Origin of the sequence: Streptomyces clavuligerus, from assembly GCF_005519465.1 — a bacterium.
Classification (GTDB): Bacteria; Actinomycetota; Actinomycetes; order Streptomycetales; family Streptomycetaceae; genus Streptomyces; species Streptomyces clavuligerus.
The window spans coordinates 1,554,879-1,571,580 of the sequence record NZ_CP027859.1; the positions used below are offsets into that span (position 1 = coordinate 1,554,879).

A 16,702-nucleotide genomic window follows, 5' to 3' on the forward strand; every position below is an offset into this window, starting at 1 on the left:
GGGGGCGGGGGCGCCGCCCCCGCCCCGCACCACCTCACGCCTCCGGAAGCAGCGTGCTCGCCGCGGAGTACAGTTCGCCGAGGTCCGCGTTCCCGCCCGCCGTGTGCTCCCGTTCGTAGGTCTCCTGGCCGACGGCCGACCTGACCTGTGCGGTCACCCGCTCGACATCGCCCCGCTCCGCAGGGGCCGTCGGGGCGTTCGCCGACTTCCGGGCCGCCGCCGCCGCGCCCAGCAGACGCGCCGCGCGCTCGTGCCGGCCGAGCCGGGCATGGGCCCCCGCCAGCCCCTCCAGGGCGAGCACCGTCCCCCGGGGGTCACCCGCCAGCCGACGGCCGACCTCCAGACCCTCCAGATGCAACTCCAGCGCCGCCCGCACATCGCCCCGCTGCTCCGCGACGAATCCCAGCTCGGGCAGGATCAACGCCAGCGGCAAGGTATCGCCGCGACCCGACCGCTCCCGCGGCAGCCACTCCAGCACCCGCCGCAGCCGCGTCTCGGCGATGTCGAGCTTCCCGGCCTTGCGCGCCGCGATCCCGAGCCCCATCTCGCCGAAGATCTCCCCGGGTTTGAAGCCGTGCTCCCGCGCCAGGTGGATTCCCCGCTCGTGCAACTCCCTCGCCTGCTCGAACTCACCGGTCAGCATCGCCACTCGGCCCAGCCACGACAGCCTGCTGGAGACCTCCGACCACAGACCCAGCTCCTGCGCCGTACGCAGCCCGGTCCAGTGCAGCTCGGCCGCCGCGTCGTAGTGCCCCGCGATCTCCGCCAGATTGCCCAGGGCGTCCGTCGCCTGGAGATGGCCCCAGCGGTCCCCGATCTCCTGGAACAGGGCCGCGCTGCGCTCCCCGTCCCGGCGCAGTGCCGCCAGGTCCCCGCGGACCATCGCGTGCTTGGCACGCGTCCCCAGGGCCGCCGCCGTGCCCCACCGGTCGCCCAGCTCCTCGAAGGTGTCCAGGGCCGAGCCCACCAGCTCCTCGCTGAGCGCGAGATCGCCGAAGTCGCACTCGACGAACCCCAGGAACCACCGGGCGCGTGCCCGGTCCACGGGTGCGTCGCCGCCCTGCCCGAGCGCCTCCGCCGCCCGTCGCCGCGGGCCGTCGTCCGCCGTGTCCCCCGACAGGGCCATGAACCCGGCGTGCCAGGCCAGGGCCACCGCGCGCGCCGCGCTCCCGCCGCCCGCCACCGGGTCCGCGCCGTCCGGTCCCGCACCGCCGCCCGCCGGACCACCGGGCAGCCCGGCCGTCGCGTCCAGGGCCATGCCCAGATGGCTCAGCCCCTCACGAAGACGCCCGCGCAGAAACCAGTACCAGGCCAGCGCGCCGGCGAAGCGCAGCGCCTCCTCATCGGCGCCCTCCGTGCCCGCCGCCGCCTCCCGTACGGCCCCCGCGAGCGCCACCCGCAGATTTCCGTGCTCGACGTCCAGGAGTTCCAGCCAGCGGCGCTGCTCGCCGGTGACCAGCAGGCCGCCCACCCGCTCGGCCAACTGCCGGTAGTGGCGCCGGTGGCGCAGAACGGGCCCGGTGTCCCCGGCCTCGCGGAGCCTCTCCCGGCAGTACTCGGCCACGGACTCCAGCAGCCGGTAACGGGGCCCCTCCGCGGTGTCGGCGGCCACCACCAGCGAGCGGTCCACCAGATGTGCCAGCAGCATGAGAACGTCCTCGGCCGCCACCCCGCCGTCGCCGCCGCACACCTCCTCGGCCGCCTCCAGCGTGCAGCCGTCGGCGTGCACGGCCAGCCTGCGCAACACGGTCCGCTCGGGCCCCGACAACAGCTCCCAGCTCCAGTCGATCATCGCGCGGAGCGTCTGCTGCCGGGGCTCGGCGCCCCGGTACCCGGTGGCCAGCAGCCGGAACCGGTCGTCGAGCCGGGCGAGCAGCCCCGCCACGCCCAGGGCGCGAATCCGGGTGGCGGCCAGCTCCAGGGCCAGGGGTATCCCGTCGAGCCTGCGGCAGACCGCGGCCACCGCCGCGGCGTTGTCCAGGGAGAGTGCGAAACCGGGCAGGCCGTCCCCGGCGCGGGCCACGAAGAGCTGTACCGCGCTGCACCGCTCCAGCACCTCCGGCCGGTGGTCGTCCTCCGGGCCGGGCAGCTCCAACGGCGGTACGGGCCACAGCACCTCGCCCGCCAGCCGCAGCGGCTCCCGGCTCGTCGCCAGGATGCGCAGACCGGGCGCCGCCACCAGTACGTCCCGGGCGAGCGCGGCGACGGACTCCACGAGGTGCTCGCAGTTGTCGAGGACCAGCAGCAGCCGCTTGGCGGCCAGGAAGTCCGCGAGCCGCCCGGCGGGCGAGGCGCCCGCTCCGTACTCCGCCGTGGTCGCCTCGCGCACCCCCAGTACCGCCATCACGGCCTGTGCCACCGACTCGGCCGTGGCCGGGACCCCGGGGGCGCCCAGCGGCGCCAGCTCCACCAGCCACACCCCGTCGGCGAACGCGTCCGGTATCCGCGCGGCCGTCTCCAGCGCGAGCCGTGTCTTGCCCACGCCACCGGGTCCCGTGAGCGTCACCAGACGGCCGGCGGCGAGGAGCGCGCGCACCTCGGCGACGGCGGTCTCCCGCCCGACGAGCGCGGTCAGCGGGGCCGGAAGGTTACCGGCACGCCGGGGGCGTGCCGGACCGGGAACGGGTCCCGGCGCCCCGTCCAGCGCGGGGTCCTGGCGCAGGATCGCGCCGTGCAGAGCGACGATGTCGGCCCCCGGGTCGAGACCCAGCTCCGCGACGAGGAGTTGTCGCAGCTCCTCGTAGGCGGTCAGCGCGTCGGCCTGCCGCCCCGAGCGGTACAGGGCCAGCATGTACGAGGCCCGCAGCCGCTCGCGCAGCGGATGGAGTCCCACCAGCTCGCCCAGTTCACCGGTGAGCGCCTGGTGCCCGTCCAGCGCGAGCAGGGCCTCGGCCCGCTCCTCCAGGGTCGAGAGCCGCTGCTCCTCCAGGCGGGCGATGGCCGGCTGGAGATGGACCTCGTGGGCGAAGTCCGAGAACGCCGCCCCCCGCCACAGCCCGAGCGCCTCGGTCAGCAGATCCGCGCGCTCCCGCGGGTCCGGGGCCGCCCGCCCCCGCTCCACCAGCGCCTCGAACCGGGCGGCGTCCACCGAGTGGCCCGCGGCCTCCAGGGCGTACCCGGTGGCGAGCGACACCACCAGCTCCCGGCCGCCGGGCTCGGCCTCCTCCAGCACCCGGCGCAGCCGGGAGACCTTGATCTGGAGCGCGCCCACCGGGTTGGCCGGGGGAGTGTCGCCCCACAGATCCTGTACGAGACGGTCGGTGGAGACAGGGCGGCCGTCGTGCGCCAGGAGATCGGCCAGCAGGGCACGGATCTTCTGCTCGGGGACCCTGACCGGACGGTGATCCGCGGTCAGGACCGAAAGGGGACCCAGCACACCGAAACGCATGCGTCACGATATCGCGTGGCGGACCGAATGCCGTCCGACAGTGGACCGAAAGCCGCTCCCGGCAAGCTGAAAAGGCATCGGGCAGCCGACCGTTCCCCCGCAGGCTGCCCGATGCCTCCCCAAACGCCGGGCCTCCGCAGCCCGGACCCCCGATGGAGGAACGGAAGGCTCAGTGATGGATACGAGCACCACGGGCGAGGCGCCCGCTCGCGCCGGACAGCGGGAGTGGATCGGTCTGGCCGTGCTGGCCCTGCCGACCCTCCTGCTGTCCCTGGACATCAGCGTGTTGAACCTGGCGCTCCCGCACCTCAGTGCGGACCTGGGCGCCAGCGCCACCCAACAGCTCTGGATCATGGACATCTACGGCTTCATGATCGCCGGATTCCTGATCACCTGGGGCAACCTCGGCGACCGCATCGGCCGCCGCAAGCTCCTGCTGTTCGGTGCCGCGGCCTTCGGCGTCGCGTCCGTCCTGGCCGCCTACGCCAACAGCCCCGAGACGCTGATCGCGGCCCGCGCGGTCCTCGGCATCTCGGGGGCGACCCTGATGCCGTCGCTGCTGGCGCTCATCGGCAGCATGTTCGCCGACCCCAAACAGCGCGGCCTGGCCATCGGCGTCTGGATGAGCTGCTTCATGGGCGGCATGGCCCTGGGACCCGTCGCGGGCGGCGCGCTTCTCGACCACTTCTGGTGGGGCTCGGTCTTCCTGCTCGGCGTGCCGGTCATGCTGCTCCTGCTCGTCCTCGGCCCGATTCTGCTGCCCGAGCACCGCGACCCCGCGGCGGGCCGGACCGACCTGCCGAGTGTGCTGCTCTCCCTCGCCACCATCCTGCCGGTCATCTACGGAGCCAAGAAGCTGGCCACCGACGGCTTCGCCGCCACGTCCCTGCTGGCCCTGCTCGTCGGCATCGCCATCGGCTTCCTCTTTGTCCAGCGCCAGCAGAAGCTGACCAGCCCGCTGCTGGATCTCGGCCTGTTCCGCAACCGCACCCTCAGCTCCGCCCTCGGTGTCGCCCTGCTCTGCTCGGCCACCATGGGCGGTGTGACACTGCTGGTCTCGCTCTACCTCCAGCAGGTCGCCGGGCTTCCCGCACTGGAGGCAGGGCTGTGGCTGGTGCCGTCCTTCGCCCTGGCCATCATCGGCAACCTCGCCGCCCCCGGTCTGGCGCGCCGTATCCGTCCCGCCTACGCCATCGCCATCGGCCTGCTCGTCACGGCAGCCGGGCTGCTGCTGCTCACCCAGGCCGACGCCGACGGCGGAATCGCCCTGGTGGTCATCGGCTACGCGCTCGCCTTCGCGGGCACCAGCCCGATGGGCGTGCTCAGCACCGAACTGGTGGTGGGCTCCGCGCCACCGGAGAAGACGGGTTCCGCCGCCGCCATGTCGGAGACCAACGGCGAGTTCGGCATCGCGATGGGCATCGCCGTCCTCGGCAGCGTCGGCGCGGCCGTCTACCGCCACCGTGTCGAGGACGAGATCCCCGCCGACACCCCGTCCGCCGCCGCCGAGAGCGCCCGCGACAGCCTGCCCGCCGCCTCGGAGGCCGCCGCGGGCCTCCCCGGGGCCACGGGGGACGCCCTGCTCACCGCTGCCCGGGAGGCGTTCACGGGCGGACTGCACATCGTCGCCGTCGCGGCGGCCGTCGCCATGGTGGCCTTCGCCGCGCTCTCCGTCGCCGTACTGCGGCACGTGGGGCCCAGCGCCACCGACGAGGAGCAGCCCGGAGGGACGGAAACGGACGGCGAGCCCGCGCCCGTCCCCACCACGGCCGAGTCCGGCTGACCCGGCGGGAAGGCCCGGCGGGCGAGGCGGGAAGGGAACCGGACGCCGCGGGACGCGGGAGGCGACGCAATCCCGAAGATGCGGAGCCGGGGGCCCCGGTGCCACGCTCGAAGCGGTTCATCCGGTTTCCCTTCACGTGAGAAAGAGGACAAAGTGCTGACAGCGGATACGACGGCACAGACCGTGACCCCGACGCGCGAGGAGCTGGTCAGCAGGGCCTCGGAGGTGGCCGGCACCCTGCGGGAGCACGCCGGGTGGTCGGAGGAGAACCGGCGCCCCCACGACGACACCGTCCAGGCGCTGGCCGACGCGGGCATCTTCCGTATGCGGGTGCCCGCGCGGTACGGCGGCTATGAGTCCGACGCCACGACCCTGTGCGAGGTGGCCGCGGAGCTGGGCCGCGCCGACGGGTCCGCCGCGTGGACGGCGGCTGTCTACTCGATCCCGACGTGGATGACGGGCCTGTTCCCCGACGAGACACAGGCGGAGGTCTTCGCGACCCCCGACGTACGGATCTGCGGGACGCTCAGCCCCACCGCGCAGGCGGTCCCCGCGGAGGGCGGCATCGTTGTCGACGGCCGCTGGGGGTTCATCACCGGGGCTCTGCACGCACAGTGGCAGATCGTCGTGGCCGTGCTGATGGTGCCCGGCGGCGAGCCGGCCCCCGTCATGGCGCTGGTGCCGATGGACGACCTGACCATCGTCGACGACTGGCACACCGCGGGCCTCAAGGGCACCGGCAGTGTCACCACGATCGCCGAGCGGGTGTTCGTCCCGCAGGCCCGGGTGATGCCCATGGGCGCGGTGATCCAGGGACAGTCGGCCTCGCCCACCACCGCGGCGGGGGCCCTGCACCGCGCGCCGCTCCTGCCGGTCGCCTCCGCCTCGTCCGTCGGACCCGTCCTCGGCATGGCCAAGGGCGCGCTGGACGCGTTCCTGCACCGGCTGCCGGACCGGAAGATCACCTACACCTCCTACGGCCGGCAGAGCGACGCCGCGCTCACCCACCTCCAGGTCGCGGACGCCGTGATGCGCATCGACGAGGCGGAGTTCCACGTCCGCCGCCTCGCGGGCCAGGTCGACGCCAAGGCCGCGGAGGCGTCCGAGTGGACGCTGGCGGAACGGGTGCGGGCCCGCGCCGACATGGGCGCGGCATGCCGGCTGGCGAAGGAGGCCGTGGACATCCTGAACACCGCCAGCGGCGCCTCGTCGATCCGCCTGGACGTTCCGATCCAGCGGTTCCAGCGCGACATCCAGGCCGTGTGTCTGCACGCCCTGATGCACCCGGACACCAACGCCGAGCTGTACGGCCGGTTCCTGTGCGGCCTGGAGCCCGACACGCTGTATCTGTAGGAGATCCGGGAGCCGGCCGGAGCCGGTGCGCGAAGAACGGCGGGGCGGCGGACAGGGAATCTGTCCGCCGCCCCGCCGCGTGGACGAGGCGCGCTCACCTGGCGCGGTGCTTCACCTCCTTCCACCAGTCGGCGTGGTCGTGATACCACGCCACTGTCTCCGCGAGCCCGGACGCGAATCCGACCCGCGGCGCGTAGCCGAGCCGTTCGCGGATGCGGGAGTCGTCCAGGGAGTACCGCCGGTCGTGGCCCGCGCGGTCGGCGACGTACCGCACCCGGGACCGGTCCGCGCCGCACAGCCGCAGCAGCTCCTCGGTGACCTCGATGTTCGAACGCTCCCCGCCGCCGCCGATGTTGTAGACCTCACCCGCCCCACCCTGGGTGAGGACGAGGTGGACGGCACGGCAGTGGTCATCGACGTGCACCCAGTCGCGGATGTTCCGCCCGTCGCCGTACAGGGGGAGGTCGAGCCCCTCCATGAGATGGGTGATGAACAACGGGATGAGCTTCTCCGGGTGCTGGTACGGACCGTAGTTGTTGGCACACCGGGTGATCGACACATCCATGCCGAACGCCTGATGATAGGCGCGGGCCAGCAGGTCGGCTCCGGCCTTGGACGCCGCGTAGGGGGAGTTGGGCAGCAGCGGCGAGTCCTCCGTCCAGGAACCCCGTTCGATGGAGCCGTACACCTCGTCGGTCGAGACGTGCACCACCCGCTCGACTCCGGCGTCCCGGCAGGCGCTCAGCAGGGTCTGTGTGCCGCCGATGTTGGTGCGTACGAAAGGATCGGCGGACCGCAACGAGCGGTCGACGTGCGACTCCGCCGCGAAGTGGATCACGGCGTCGTGGCCCGGCAGCAGCTCGCGCAGGAGTCTCCGGTCGCAGACATCGCCCTCGACGAACTCCAGGCGCGGATGCGCGGAGGGCACGTTGTCCCGGCGGCCCGCGTAGGTCAGCGCGTCCAGCACGGTGACCCGGGCGTCGGCGCACCCGGGATAGCCGGGCCCCAGGAGTGTCCGGACGTAGTGCGAGCCGATGAACCCGGCGCCTCCGGTGACCAGCAGCCTCATGCGCGGGCCGCCTTCGTGGCCGCGGTGGCGGAACCACCCGTCCCCGCGGTTCCCCCTGCCGCCGCGGGCGCACGGGAGGCGGTCAGCACCGCCTCGGGGCTGTACAGCGCCCCGCGCGTCCGGGGCAGCTCCGCGAGCGCGGTGCCCTCCAGCACGATCGCGTCCGCCAGGTCGACCGCGCGCAGCCGACAGCCCGCGCCGACGGCCGTGTGCGGGCCGATGAGGCTGTCCTCGACGAGCGCGCCGGGGCCGATGATCGCGGGGCCTGTGATCCGCGAGCGCACCACCCGGGCGCCGGGCGCGATCCGTACCCGCCCCAGCAGTGCGCTGGCCGCGTCCACCGACCCCGCCACACCGCCGGACTCGCCCTCCAGGACACGGCGGTTGGCCTCCAGGAGGTCATCGGCGCGGCCGGTGTCCTTCCAGTAACCGCCGTACTCGCTGCATCCGACGGACGCGCCGTCCTCCAGCAGCCATTGGATCGCGTCCGTGATCTCCAGTTCGCCGCGTGGGCTGGGGCGGATGGCGTCGACGGCCCGGTGCACGGCGGAGGTGAAGAAGTAGGTGCCGACCAGCGCCAGATCGCTGCGCGGACGCGATGGCTTCTCGACCAGACGGCGCACCCCGCCTGCCGCGTCGAGTTCCACGACGCCGAAGTCCCGCGGATCGTCGACCTTGTGCACGACGACCTGGGCGGCGGGCCGTCCGCGCAGGAAATCCGCGGCGACCGGGGCGACCCCGTCGGGCAGGAGATTGTCACCGAGGAACATCGCGAAGTCGTCGTCGCCCAGAAACGGCCGGGCCAGCCGTACGGCGTGGGCGAGACCCGCCGGGCGTTCCTGGCGCAGATAGGTGATCTCGGCGCCGAACCGGGAACCGTCGCCGACTGCGCCGCGGATGGTGTCCGCCCAGCCTCCGACGACCAGCCCGATCCGGGTGATGCCCAACTCCCTGATGTTCTCCAGAACATATTCGAGCACCGGTTTGTTCGCCACCGGAATCAATTGTTTTGGCATGAAATTACTCAGTGGCCGCAATCGGGAACCCGACCCGCCGGCCAAGACCAGAGCCTTCATGGAGTGCCCTCCTCCCTCTGTCGAGGGCGTGTTCGACGGTCCTGGCCCTCATCGTCGCGAGTGGCTTGGGCGGCGCGCATCTCCCAGAATGCGTGCCTGGACGGCAATTCAGAAGATGCGCCCCCTGCCATTTCGCTGCGAAGCTGTTCGAAGACTTCCAGGAGAAGCTGTCCGAGCGGAAGAGGAGAAGGTATGGAAACGGCGAGCGCAGGCCCTTCGGACGCGGACAAGAAAGCTGTGGTATCCCTTCCCGGCAAGATTGTCGCGGCGTGGGCCGCCCATGACGACCAGGCATTCGCGAAGGTGTTCACCCCGGACGGGACCATGATTCTTCCGGGTGTGTTCAAGAAGGGACAGGAGGAGATAGGCGCCTTCATGGCCGAGGGCTTCGCCGGCCCGTTCAAGGGGACACGGGTCACGGGTGAGCCCCTCGACGTCCGGTTTCTGAGCGCCACGTCCGCGCTGCTCATCACGCGCGGCGGCGTTCTGCTGGAGGGCGAGGAGGAAGTGGCGGCGGAGCGCGCCATCCGCGCCACGTGGACCGCGGTCAAGGACCAGGGCCGCTGGCGTCTCGCGGCGTATCAGAACACCCCTGCCTGAGGGGACTGAAGGGACTGAGGGGAACCGCCGAGCCGGCGGGACCCGGTTCCGTGGTCGGCGGCAGGCGAGCACTTTCGCCGCGGGAGCTGTTCGGGCCCTGTGGCCGGACCGTGCCGCCCGCTGCCGACCGGACAGGACATGCCGACCGGGCAGGGCATGACGGCCGGACAGGACATGACGGCCGGACAGGACATGACGGCCGGCGACGGGGAGCGGACCGGGTGAGCCCGCGGTCCGCTCCCCGTCGTCACACGATGTGGACGTCGGGTACGTACAGAATCCACTTGCCGCCCTGCTCGGCGAACCGGTGCTCCTTCGCCATGATCTCCTCCGCGTGGTTCCACGCGAACAGCACGGCGTATTCCGGATACGGATCGGTGAAGTCCTCCGGCGGGCGCACCGGAATGCGCGCTCCAGGGGTGACCAAATGCTGTTTGCCCGGGGTGGAGTCGCAGATGAACGGGATCAGATCGGTGCCGATGCCGCAGTGGTTGAGGATGGTCGCGCTCTTCGACGTGGCGCCGTATCCCACGACCCGCCGCCCGTCCGCGCGCAGCTCGCGCAGCAGCTCCACCAGGTCCCCGCAGATACGCTCGGCGTCGTCGGCGAAGCGCCGGAGCGTCGCGAGGTCGGCCAGGCCCTGCCCCTCCTCGTGGGCCAGCAGCTCCGCCACGGCACCGGCTGTCGGGTGGGTTCCGGGGCGGGCCAGGGTGTAGCGCAGCGAGCCGCCGTGCACCGGCAGCCGTACGGCGTCCACCAGTTCGAGCCCGAAGCGGGCCGCTGCCGCCCGCACCGAAGCCACGGTGAGCAGGTAGTAGTGCTCGTCGTAGATCTGGTCGAACGCGGTGTGCTCGACGATGTCCCCGAGGTAGCGGTCCTCGAAAACGAAGACGCCGTTCCGGGCGAGCAGCACCTCGACGCCCCGGAGCACCGAGTCGAAGTAGGCGAGGTGGCTGATGGTGTTGGCTGAGAAAATCAGATCGGCGGGCCCCTCGGTGCGGCGTACCGACGCTGCCGACTCCTCGTCGAAGAACGCGACGCGCACGTTCACCCCGCGCTGCCGCGCGACCTCGGCCGCGCCCGCTGACGGGTCGATCCCCAGATGCCGCACGCCTGCCGCGTGCACCGTCTCCAGCAGTCCGCCGTCGTTGCAGCCGATCTCCACGACGAACGGTTCGTCCACGGCGGCGAGCCGACCCCTGAGGAAGCCATCGGCCGTCTGTGCGAAATGGTCCCTGATGCGCTGTGATTCCGAGGAGCGGTAGGGGTATCCGGCGTGGAACATCACGCCCCGGGGGACTTCGTTGAGCTGCTGCACCATGGTGCAGGAGCCGCAAATCCCCATCGCGAGACGGTAGAACACCTCGCCGGTCGGGCTGTCGGGTTTCATGAAAGCATTGGAGACAGGTTGGCGCCCGAAGTCGATGAATTCATGCAGAGCACCACCGCAGACGCGGCAGTTGTATTCCTCCGCTTTCCCTCTCCTGTTTTCCTTCATGCACGAATTATGCTGCGATTAATTTTGCCCCGTCATCTTCCGTTGTGCTCTGCACACCTCACACGGGGGCTCGCGTCCAGGACGAGCGCGTCGGCCGGTCCGCCGGGCCCCGGCCGGGCGGCTGACCGGACGCGGATGCGGTTGTCGCGGGGCCGGCACCGAACCGATGGGCATCCTGACGGGAGCGGGCGGCGGGCTCTCCAAAGGTCGATTTTCGGCCATCTGTGCGACCGGGGGCAACGGGGATTGGATCTTCTTTCTCTTCCCGCCGGGAGCGGGCAGCGGGGCCGCTCCTGCTCCTTCACCCCCCGACCCCGCGCAGCAAGGGAGCACTGTGTTCTCCAGCAGGCATCAAGGCCGTGGTGCGGTCACCGTCACCACGGCCCTCGCGACGGCGGCACTCCTCGCCGGAATGACCGGCACCACCGCCGTCGCGCATACCGCCGCCTCCACCGCCTCCACGACCGGTACCGGTCCAGGGCTGCGGTGGGTCACCCTGATCACCGGGGACCGGGTCGGCCTGGACGGCCGGGACCGGGTCGTCTCCGTCGAGCGGGGCGAGGGGCGCGAGAGCACGGCCGTACGGAGCTGGACCGAGCGGGGACGCACCTACGCCGTCCCCGTCGACGCCGAGCGGCTGATCGCCCGAGGCACCCTCGACCGGCGGCTCTTCGATGTGACGAGGCTCGCCGGCCCGGAGAGCCGACGGGCCTACCGCGACGGGCTGAAAGTCATCGTCCAGTACGCGGGGGCCTCGGCGGCCGGTGCCCGGAAGGGGATTCGTGCCGACGCGAAGGTGGCACGGACACTGCCGTCGATCAACGCGGACGCCGTGACCGTTCCGCGCCGGGACCCCGGCGGGCTGTGGTCCACCCTGACGGGAACCGGAGCACGGGCCGGGGGAGCGGGTGCCCGGACCGCGGGGACCGCACCCGGCATCGAACGGGTCTGGCTGGACGCGGTGTACACCCCGAACCTGGACACCAGCGTGGGACGGATCGGCGCTCCGAAGGCATGGCAGTCCGGGTACGACGGCACGGGCGTCACCGTCGCGGTCCTGGACAGCGGGGTCGACGACACCCACCCGGACCTGGCGACACGGGTCGTCGGGGCGGCGAACTTCAGTTCGTCCCCGGACACCAAGGACCGGAACGGGCACGGTACGCACATCGCCTCGACCATCGCCGGGACCGGTGCCAAGTCCGGCGGCAGATACCGAGGGGTCGCCCCCGGGGCCGACATCCTCAACGGCAAGGTCATGGGGGACCACGGCTCCATGGAGTCCGGGGCCATCGCCGCCGTCGACTGGGCCGTCGGCCGGGGCGCCGACATCGTCAGCATGAGCTTCGGCTCCGGCGACGAACCCGAGATCAACCCCCTTGAGGCGCACATCAACCGGGTGACGAAGGAGAAGGGCGTCCTCTTCACCGTCTCCGCGGGCAACGAGGGACCGAACCCCGGCTCCGTCGGCTCCCCGGGCAGCGCGGAAGCCGCGCTCACCGTCGGTGCCGTGGACGACGCCGACCGGGTCGCCCCCTTCTCCAGTGTCGGCCCGCTGCACGACGGGTCGGTCAAGCCGGATGTCACCGCCCCCGGTGTGGGCATCACGGCGGCGTCGGCCCCCGGCAGCACCATCGCCGAGCAGGTCGGCGAGAACCCGCCCGGCTACTTCACCATCGGCGGGACGTCCATGGCCGCCCCGCATGTCGCGGGCGCCGCGGCGCTGCTCAAGCAGCGGCACCCCGGCTGGACGGGCGAACGGCTCAAGGCCGCGCTGACCGCTTCCGCCCAGGACGGCGGGAACTCCGTCCTCCAGCAGGGCACCGGCCGGGTCGCCGTCGACCGCGCCCTCGAACAGACGGTGGTCACCGACGAGACCACCGTCTCCTTCGGCCGCCAGCAGTGGCCGCACACCGACGACCGGCCCGTGACCCGGCAGCTCACCTACCGCAACCTCGGCACCCAGCCGATCACCCTGGACCTGGCCGTCAAGGGGCTCGACGCCCGGGGCGGTCCCGCCCCCGCCGGGTTCTTCACCCTCGGTGCGGACAAGGTCACCGTTCCTGCCGGGGCCACCACCACCGTGCCGTTCACCGCGGACACCCGGACGGGCGGCGACAACGACGGCCTCTACACCGCCGTCGTCACCGCGACCGGCGGCGGCCAGACCGTCCGGTCCACGGCCGCCGTGGACCGCGAGGTCGAGTCCTACGATCTGACCCTCGACTTCGTGGGCCGGGACGGACAGCCCGGCACGGACTTCTACACCCATCTGCTCCAGCTCTCCGGCGCGGGTGACATATCCGAGACCCTCAACGGCAGCGCCACCGGCACGGAGCGGCTCCGGCTGCCGAAGGGCGACTACGCCCTCTTCGCGAGCCAGTCCAACCCGTCCGGCGGCTCGGACCGGCTGGTCCACCCCCGGCTGGAGCTGACGAAGAACACCGCCCTCACCATCGACGCCCGCACCACCAAGCCCGTCGAGATGACCGTCTCCGACCCCCGGGCCCGGATGACCGGCGCCGCCGCGGCCGTCTCCGTCGCCATCGGTGACCGGTCCATGGAGTTCGGCGATCACTTCGCCACCACCTTCGAAGGATTCCGTACCGCGCAACTCGGTCCGGAGCAGCCCACCGGTGTCCGCCTCAGGGACTCCCTCTACGCCCAGTGGGAGCGCGACGCCTCGGTCCAGTACAGCCTCGCCGCCGGAGGCGAGGTGAACCGGCTCTTCACCGGCTACACCAGGAAGTTCGGACCCGCCGACTACGCCAGGGCCACCGTGGTCCTCGGCGCCTCGGCCCAGGGCAGGACGGGACGCACAACGGCGCTGGGCGGGAAGGAACGCTTCGCCTTCGGCTCCGAGCACGCCTTCGCGCTGCCGGGCTCCCGGACCCACTATCTGGCCACGGACGGGAAGGCCGCCCTCTGGTCGCTGTCCGGGGCGCAGCTCGACCCCCAGGGCGGGGAGGAGATCGAGTACACCACCCCGGAACGGGAGTTCCGCCCGGGCACGAGCCACCGGCTGACACTCGGCACCGCCGTCCACTCCCCGCTGATGCAGGGTCGGAACGGTGTCTTCCGCAAGGGGAACCGGCTGGAGTTCGTCGTGCCGCTGTTCTCCGACGGCCGGGGCAATGTCGCCCGGTCCGCGTACTCCTCGGCGAGGACCACCCTCCACCAGGGCACCACCATGATCGCCGAGAAGGCAGATCCGCTGATGGGCTGGGAGTTCTACGCGGTCGGCGCGGAGGACGCCGAATACACCCTGGCCACCTCGGTCACCCGGAGCCGCGACATCTCCGCCGTCGGCACCCGCGTCGACGCCTCCTGGACCTTCCGCAGCGCCAAACCCCCGACGGACACCGAGACGCGCACCGCGCTGTCCACCGTACGGTTCGGCGCCCAGGTGAACGTGGACGGCACCGTTCCCGCGGACCGTACGGCGACCTTCCCGGTGACCGTGCAGGGACCCGCCGCCGGAACGGGCCTGAAGTCCCTCCGGGTCGCGGTCTCCTACGACGGCGGGACGACCTGGCAGCCGACCTCCGTCGACCAGGGCAGGATCACCGTCAAAAACCCTGCGAAGGGAAAGTCGCTCGCGCTGCGCGGTGAGGTCGCCGACACCAGCGGCGGCACGGCGAGCGTGACCGTGCACGACGCGTACATCGGCGGCTAGCCGCCGGTTCGCCACGAAGGGCCCCACCGCCGGGAAGCCGGGCGGTGGGGCCCTTTTGCGGTGGTCGCTCCGGCCGATAGCGTTGACCACCGAGTGCCCGAGTCCCGGACGACGGAGAACCGTCCTGGTCGCAGGTAACGGAAAACAGCATGATCACGTGACAACGTCGCAGGTCACGAAGTATCGGCCCCGCACGCGCGGGGGTCGTCCGAGCCGGTCGACCGCGTCCGAACCGCACGCCTGATCGGCCCCGTATGCGCGGGGCCACCCCAATGACCCGCCGCCCCCCGCAGCGTGACGGTCGACCCCATGACCACCCAAGGGAGCGGACCACCTGAACGCGCGGCCCATGGACCGAGACAGCCACAGCCGCGCTCCCGCTCCGCCTGACGACGATCGCCGCCTCCGCAGGCGCTCTGGTCGACACCGCGGCTGCCCGGCAACCACTCCACCGCCACCCTCGCGGCCTTCTCCGCTACGGAGCCCCGGCCGCTGTGACGACCCTCACACGGCCGGACGGGCCCGCGGCCCGTGGTGATGGACGTGGTGGGCGGGGACCCCCGTGGCTGACGGCCGGTGCCCGCCCGCCACGCAGGCCGTCCCCCATCCCCTCCGGAGGTATCCGTGCGCCGCCTCACCGTTCTGGCCGCGGCCCTGGCCATCGCCACGCCGACCGCGCCCGCAGCCGCCGCACCCGTTCCCGCACCCGATCCCGTTCCCACGGCCGTCGTGAGCTTCTCCGGCTCCAACTGTCCGGAGCGGAGTCTCTGTCTCTACCGCGACGCCAACTACACCGGCGGCGGAATCGCCTTCCGCGGCGGTGACTTCGTCATGAATCTGGGCACCTACGGCGTCAACGACACGATGTCGTCCTGGTCCAACAACGCCTACCGGGACTGCTTCTGGTTCCCGCACGCCGACATGGTGGGCGGGGGCCACGTCATGAGCACGTTCAAGCGGATCAATCTCCCGCCGAACGAGAACGACACCGCCTCCTCGATCCTGTGCTGAGGACGGGCGCGATCAGCCGAACAGATGGGACCCGAGCGGACGCCGCCGGTCGAAGCCGGGAAGGATCAGGAAGCTCGCACTGGCGGTCGTCGTGGTGAAGGGCAGCAGCGCGTCGGACGCGTCCATGCGGCTGAGCGTGGCCGTGAAGGTCCGCAGGTCGTTCTGGAAGCTGATGAAGAGCAGGCCGGGCGGCTCGTCCATGCTGTAGGAACGGCGGAGCATATGGCCGACGCCGACCGTGGTGGGGTTGGCCCGGCGCACATGGGCGTCCACGGGGATCAGATAGCGCCCGTCGGGGGTCTTGGCGCCGAGCCGCGGGCCCGAGGCGGCCGTACCGCCGGAGAGGGGCACACCGCTGGCCCGGCGCCGTCCGAAGACCGCCTCCTGCTCGGCGACGGACAGGGCGGCGAACCGGGGCAGGTCGAGTTCCATGCGCCGCAGGACGGCCAGGGTTCCGCCCGCGACGGCGGGGGGTCCGGCCAGCCACAGGTCGCGTTCCTGCTCGGCGGCCGTGTGCGGGCCCACGATGCCGTCGACGAAACCGAGGAGGTTGCGCGGCGCGGTGAGGCCCTGGGCGACGGGCACCTCCGTACCGCGCCGTCCGGACTGCCGCCAGCGCTCGCGGACGCGGTCGCCGAGCCGGTCCAGGAGCGCGGCGGCGGCGAGCGGTACGAGCAGCGCGTCGTCGGCGCAGATCTGCAACAGCAGATCGCCGCCGCGTGCCCGCGGGGTGATCCGTTCACGGGAGAACCGGGGGAGGTCGGCCGCGCCGGGCAGGGCGGGACCGGCCGTCCGCACCAGGCGCGGACCCACACCGACGGTCACGGTCAGATCGCCCGCGGGCAGGCCCAGCAACCCCGCGCCGGACCCGGCGGTGAGGGTGCGGACGGCCTTGCCGAGGTCGGCCAGCAGGGGGCCGGGCGCCACCCCCGGACCGAGGTCGGCCACCACGGCCAGCAGATTGCGCTGCGCCGTCCGGGGAAGCACGACGCCTGCCTGATGCCGACCCGTCGCCGGAACCGGAACCGGCGTGGGTGCGGACGAAGAGACAGCGGCGGACCGGTCCGGCCGGGCGGCGGAGTCCGGTGAGCACCCGGCGACAAGACCGGCGGCCACCGTGGCACCGGCGACATCGAGGAACGCGCGGCGTGACGGAGGGCGATCGGCGCGATGCATGATGTGCAGAGTGCCACACGCGCCTTCCGTTCGCCGCTCAACTGCCCTATTCCAGCGGGGAATGCGCCGCCG

10 protein-coding genes are annotated in these 16,702 nt (G+C 72.3%); 5 read left to right on the forward strand and 5 right to left on the reverse strand.

Translation table 11 applies throughout. The features are described 5' to 3' along the window. Positions 1 to 34 precede the first annotated feature (34 nt). Positions 35 to 3,388, reverse strand: a complete 3,354-nt coding sequence (locus CRV15_RS37625; protein ID WP_003963660.1) for an AfsR/SARP family transcriptional regulator — start codon at positions 3,386 to 3,388, stop codon at positions 35 to 37. 175 nt (positions 3,389 to 3,563) lie between these two features. Between CRV15_RS37625 and CRV15_RS34740 the strand changes: the two genes are divergently transcribed. Together CRV15_RS34740 and CRV15_RS34745 are read left to right on the forward strand one after the other, a co-directional pair. Next, positions 3,564 to 5,171 carry an MFS transporter gene (locus CRV15_RS34740; RefSeq protein WP_003963661.1) on the forward strand — a complete coding sequence of 536 codons (1,608 nt, stop codon included), beginning with the start codon at positions 3,564 to 3,566 and terminating at the stop codon, positions 5,169 to 5,171. A gap of 153 nt (positions 5,172 to 5,324) precedes the next feature. Further along, positions 5,325 to 6,524 (forward strand): acyl-CoA dehydrogenase family protein, encoded by a 1,200-nt coding sequence (locus CRV15_RS34745; protein WP_009999611.1) that lies wholly within the window; start codon positions 5,325 to 5,327, stop codon positions 6,522 to 6,524. A 94-nt stretch (positions 6,525 to 6,618) separates the two neighbouring features. Here the strand turns inward: CRV15_RS34745 and rfbB are convergent, their stop codons facing one another. Together rfbB and CRV15_RS34755 are read right to left on the reverse strand one after the other, a co-directional pair. Next, positions 6,619 to 7,593, reverse strand: coding sequence for a dTDP-glucose 4,6-dehydratase (gene rfbB / locus CRV15_RS34750; RefSeq protein ID WP_003952577.1), 975 nt, complete (start codon positions 7,591 to 7,593; stop codon positions 6,619 to 6,621). Continuing rightward, positions 7,590 to 8,669 (reverse strand): glucose-1-phosphate thymidylyltransferase, encoded by a 1,080-nt coding sequence (locus tag CRV15_RS34755; RefSeq protein WP_003952578.1) that lies wholly within the window; start codon positions 8,667 to 8,669, stop codon positions 7,590 to 7,592. The genes rfbB and CRV15_RS34755 overlap by 4 nt, the downstream gene beginning before the upstream one ends. A gap of 192 nt (positions 8,670 to 8,861) precedes the next feature. Between CRV15_RS34755 and CRV15_RS34760 the strand changes: the two genes are divergently transcribed. Continuing rightward, a complete protein-coding gene (locus CRV15_RS34760; RefSeq protein WP_003952579.1) occupies positions 8,862 to 9,269 on the forward strand; it encodes an SgcJ/EcaC family oxidoreductase in 408 nt (135 codons plus the stop codon). A gap of 247 nt (positions 9,270 to 9,516) precedes the next feature. On the opposite strand, the gene CRV15_RS34765 is transcribed toward CRV15_RS34760, so the two are convergent. Then, positions 9,517 to 10,767 carry a class I SAM-dependent methyltransferase gene (locus CRV15_RS34765; RefSeq protein ID WP_003952582.1) on the reverse strand — a complete coding sequence of 417 codons (1,251 nt, stop codon included), beginning with the start codon at positions 10,765 to 10,767 and terminating at the stop codon, positions 9,517 to 9,519. A gap of 334 nt (positions 10,768 to 11,101) precedes the next feature. Here CRV15_RS34765 and CRV15_RS38010 point away from each other — a divergent pair, with 334 nt between their 5' ends. Together CRV15_RS38010 and CRV15_RS34775 are read left to right on the forward strand one after the other, a co-directional pair. Continuing rightward, a complete protein-coding gene (locus CRV15_RS38010) occupies positions 11,102 to 14,443 on the forward strand; it encodes a S8 family serine peptidase (protein ID WP_003952583.1) in 3,342 nt (1,113 codons plus the stop codon). Between the two features lie 624 nt (positions 14,444 to 15,067). Next, the gene (locus tag CRV15_RS34775) at positions 15,068 to 15,454 is read left to right on the forward strand and encodes a peptidase inhibitor family I36 protein (RefSeq protein ID WP_009999616.1); all 387 of its coding nucleotides are present in this window, start codon (positions 15,068 to 15,070) and stop codon (positions 15,452 to 15,454) included. A gap of 12 nt (positions 15,455 to 15,466) precedes the next feature. Here the strand turns inward: CRV15_RS34775 and CRV15_RS34780 are convergent, their stop codons facing one another. After that, entirely contained in the window at positions 15,467 to 16,630 is a 1,164-nt protein-coding gene (locus CRV15_RS34780; RefSeq protein ID WP_003963666.1) for a Dyp-type peroxidase, read from the reverse strand. Positions 16,631 to 16,702: the final 72 nt, after the last annotated feature.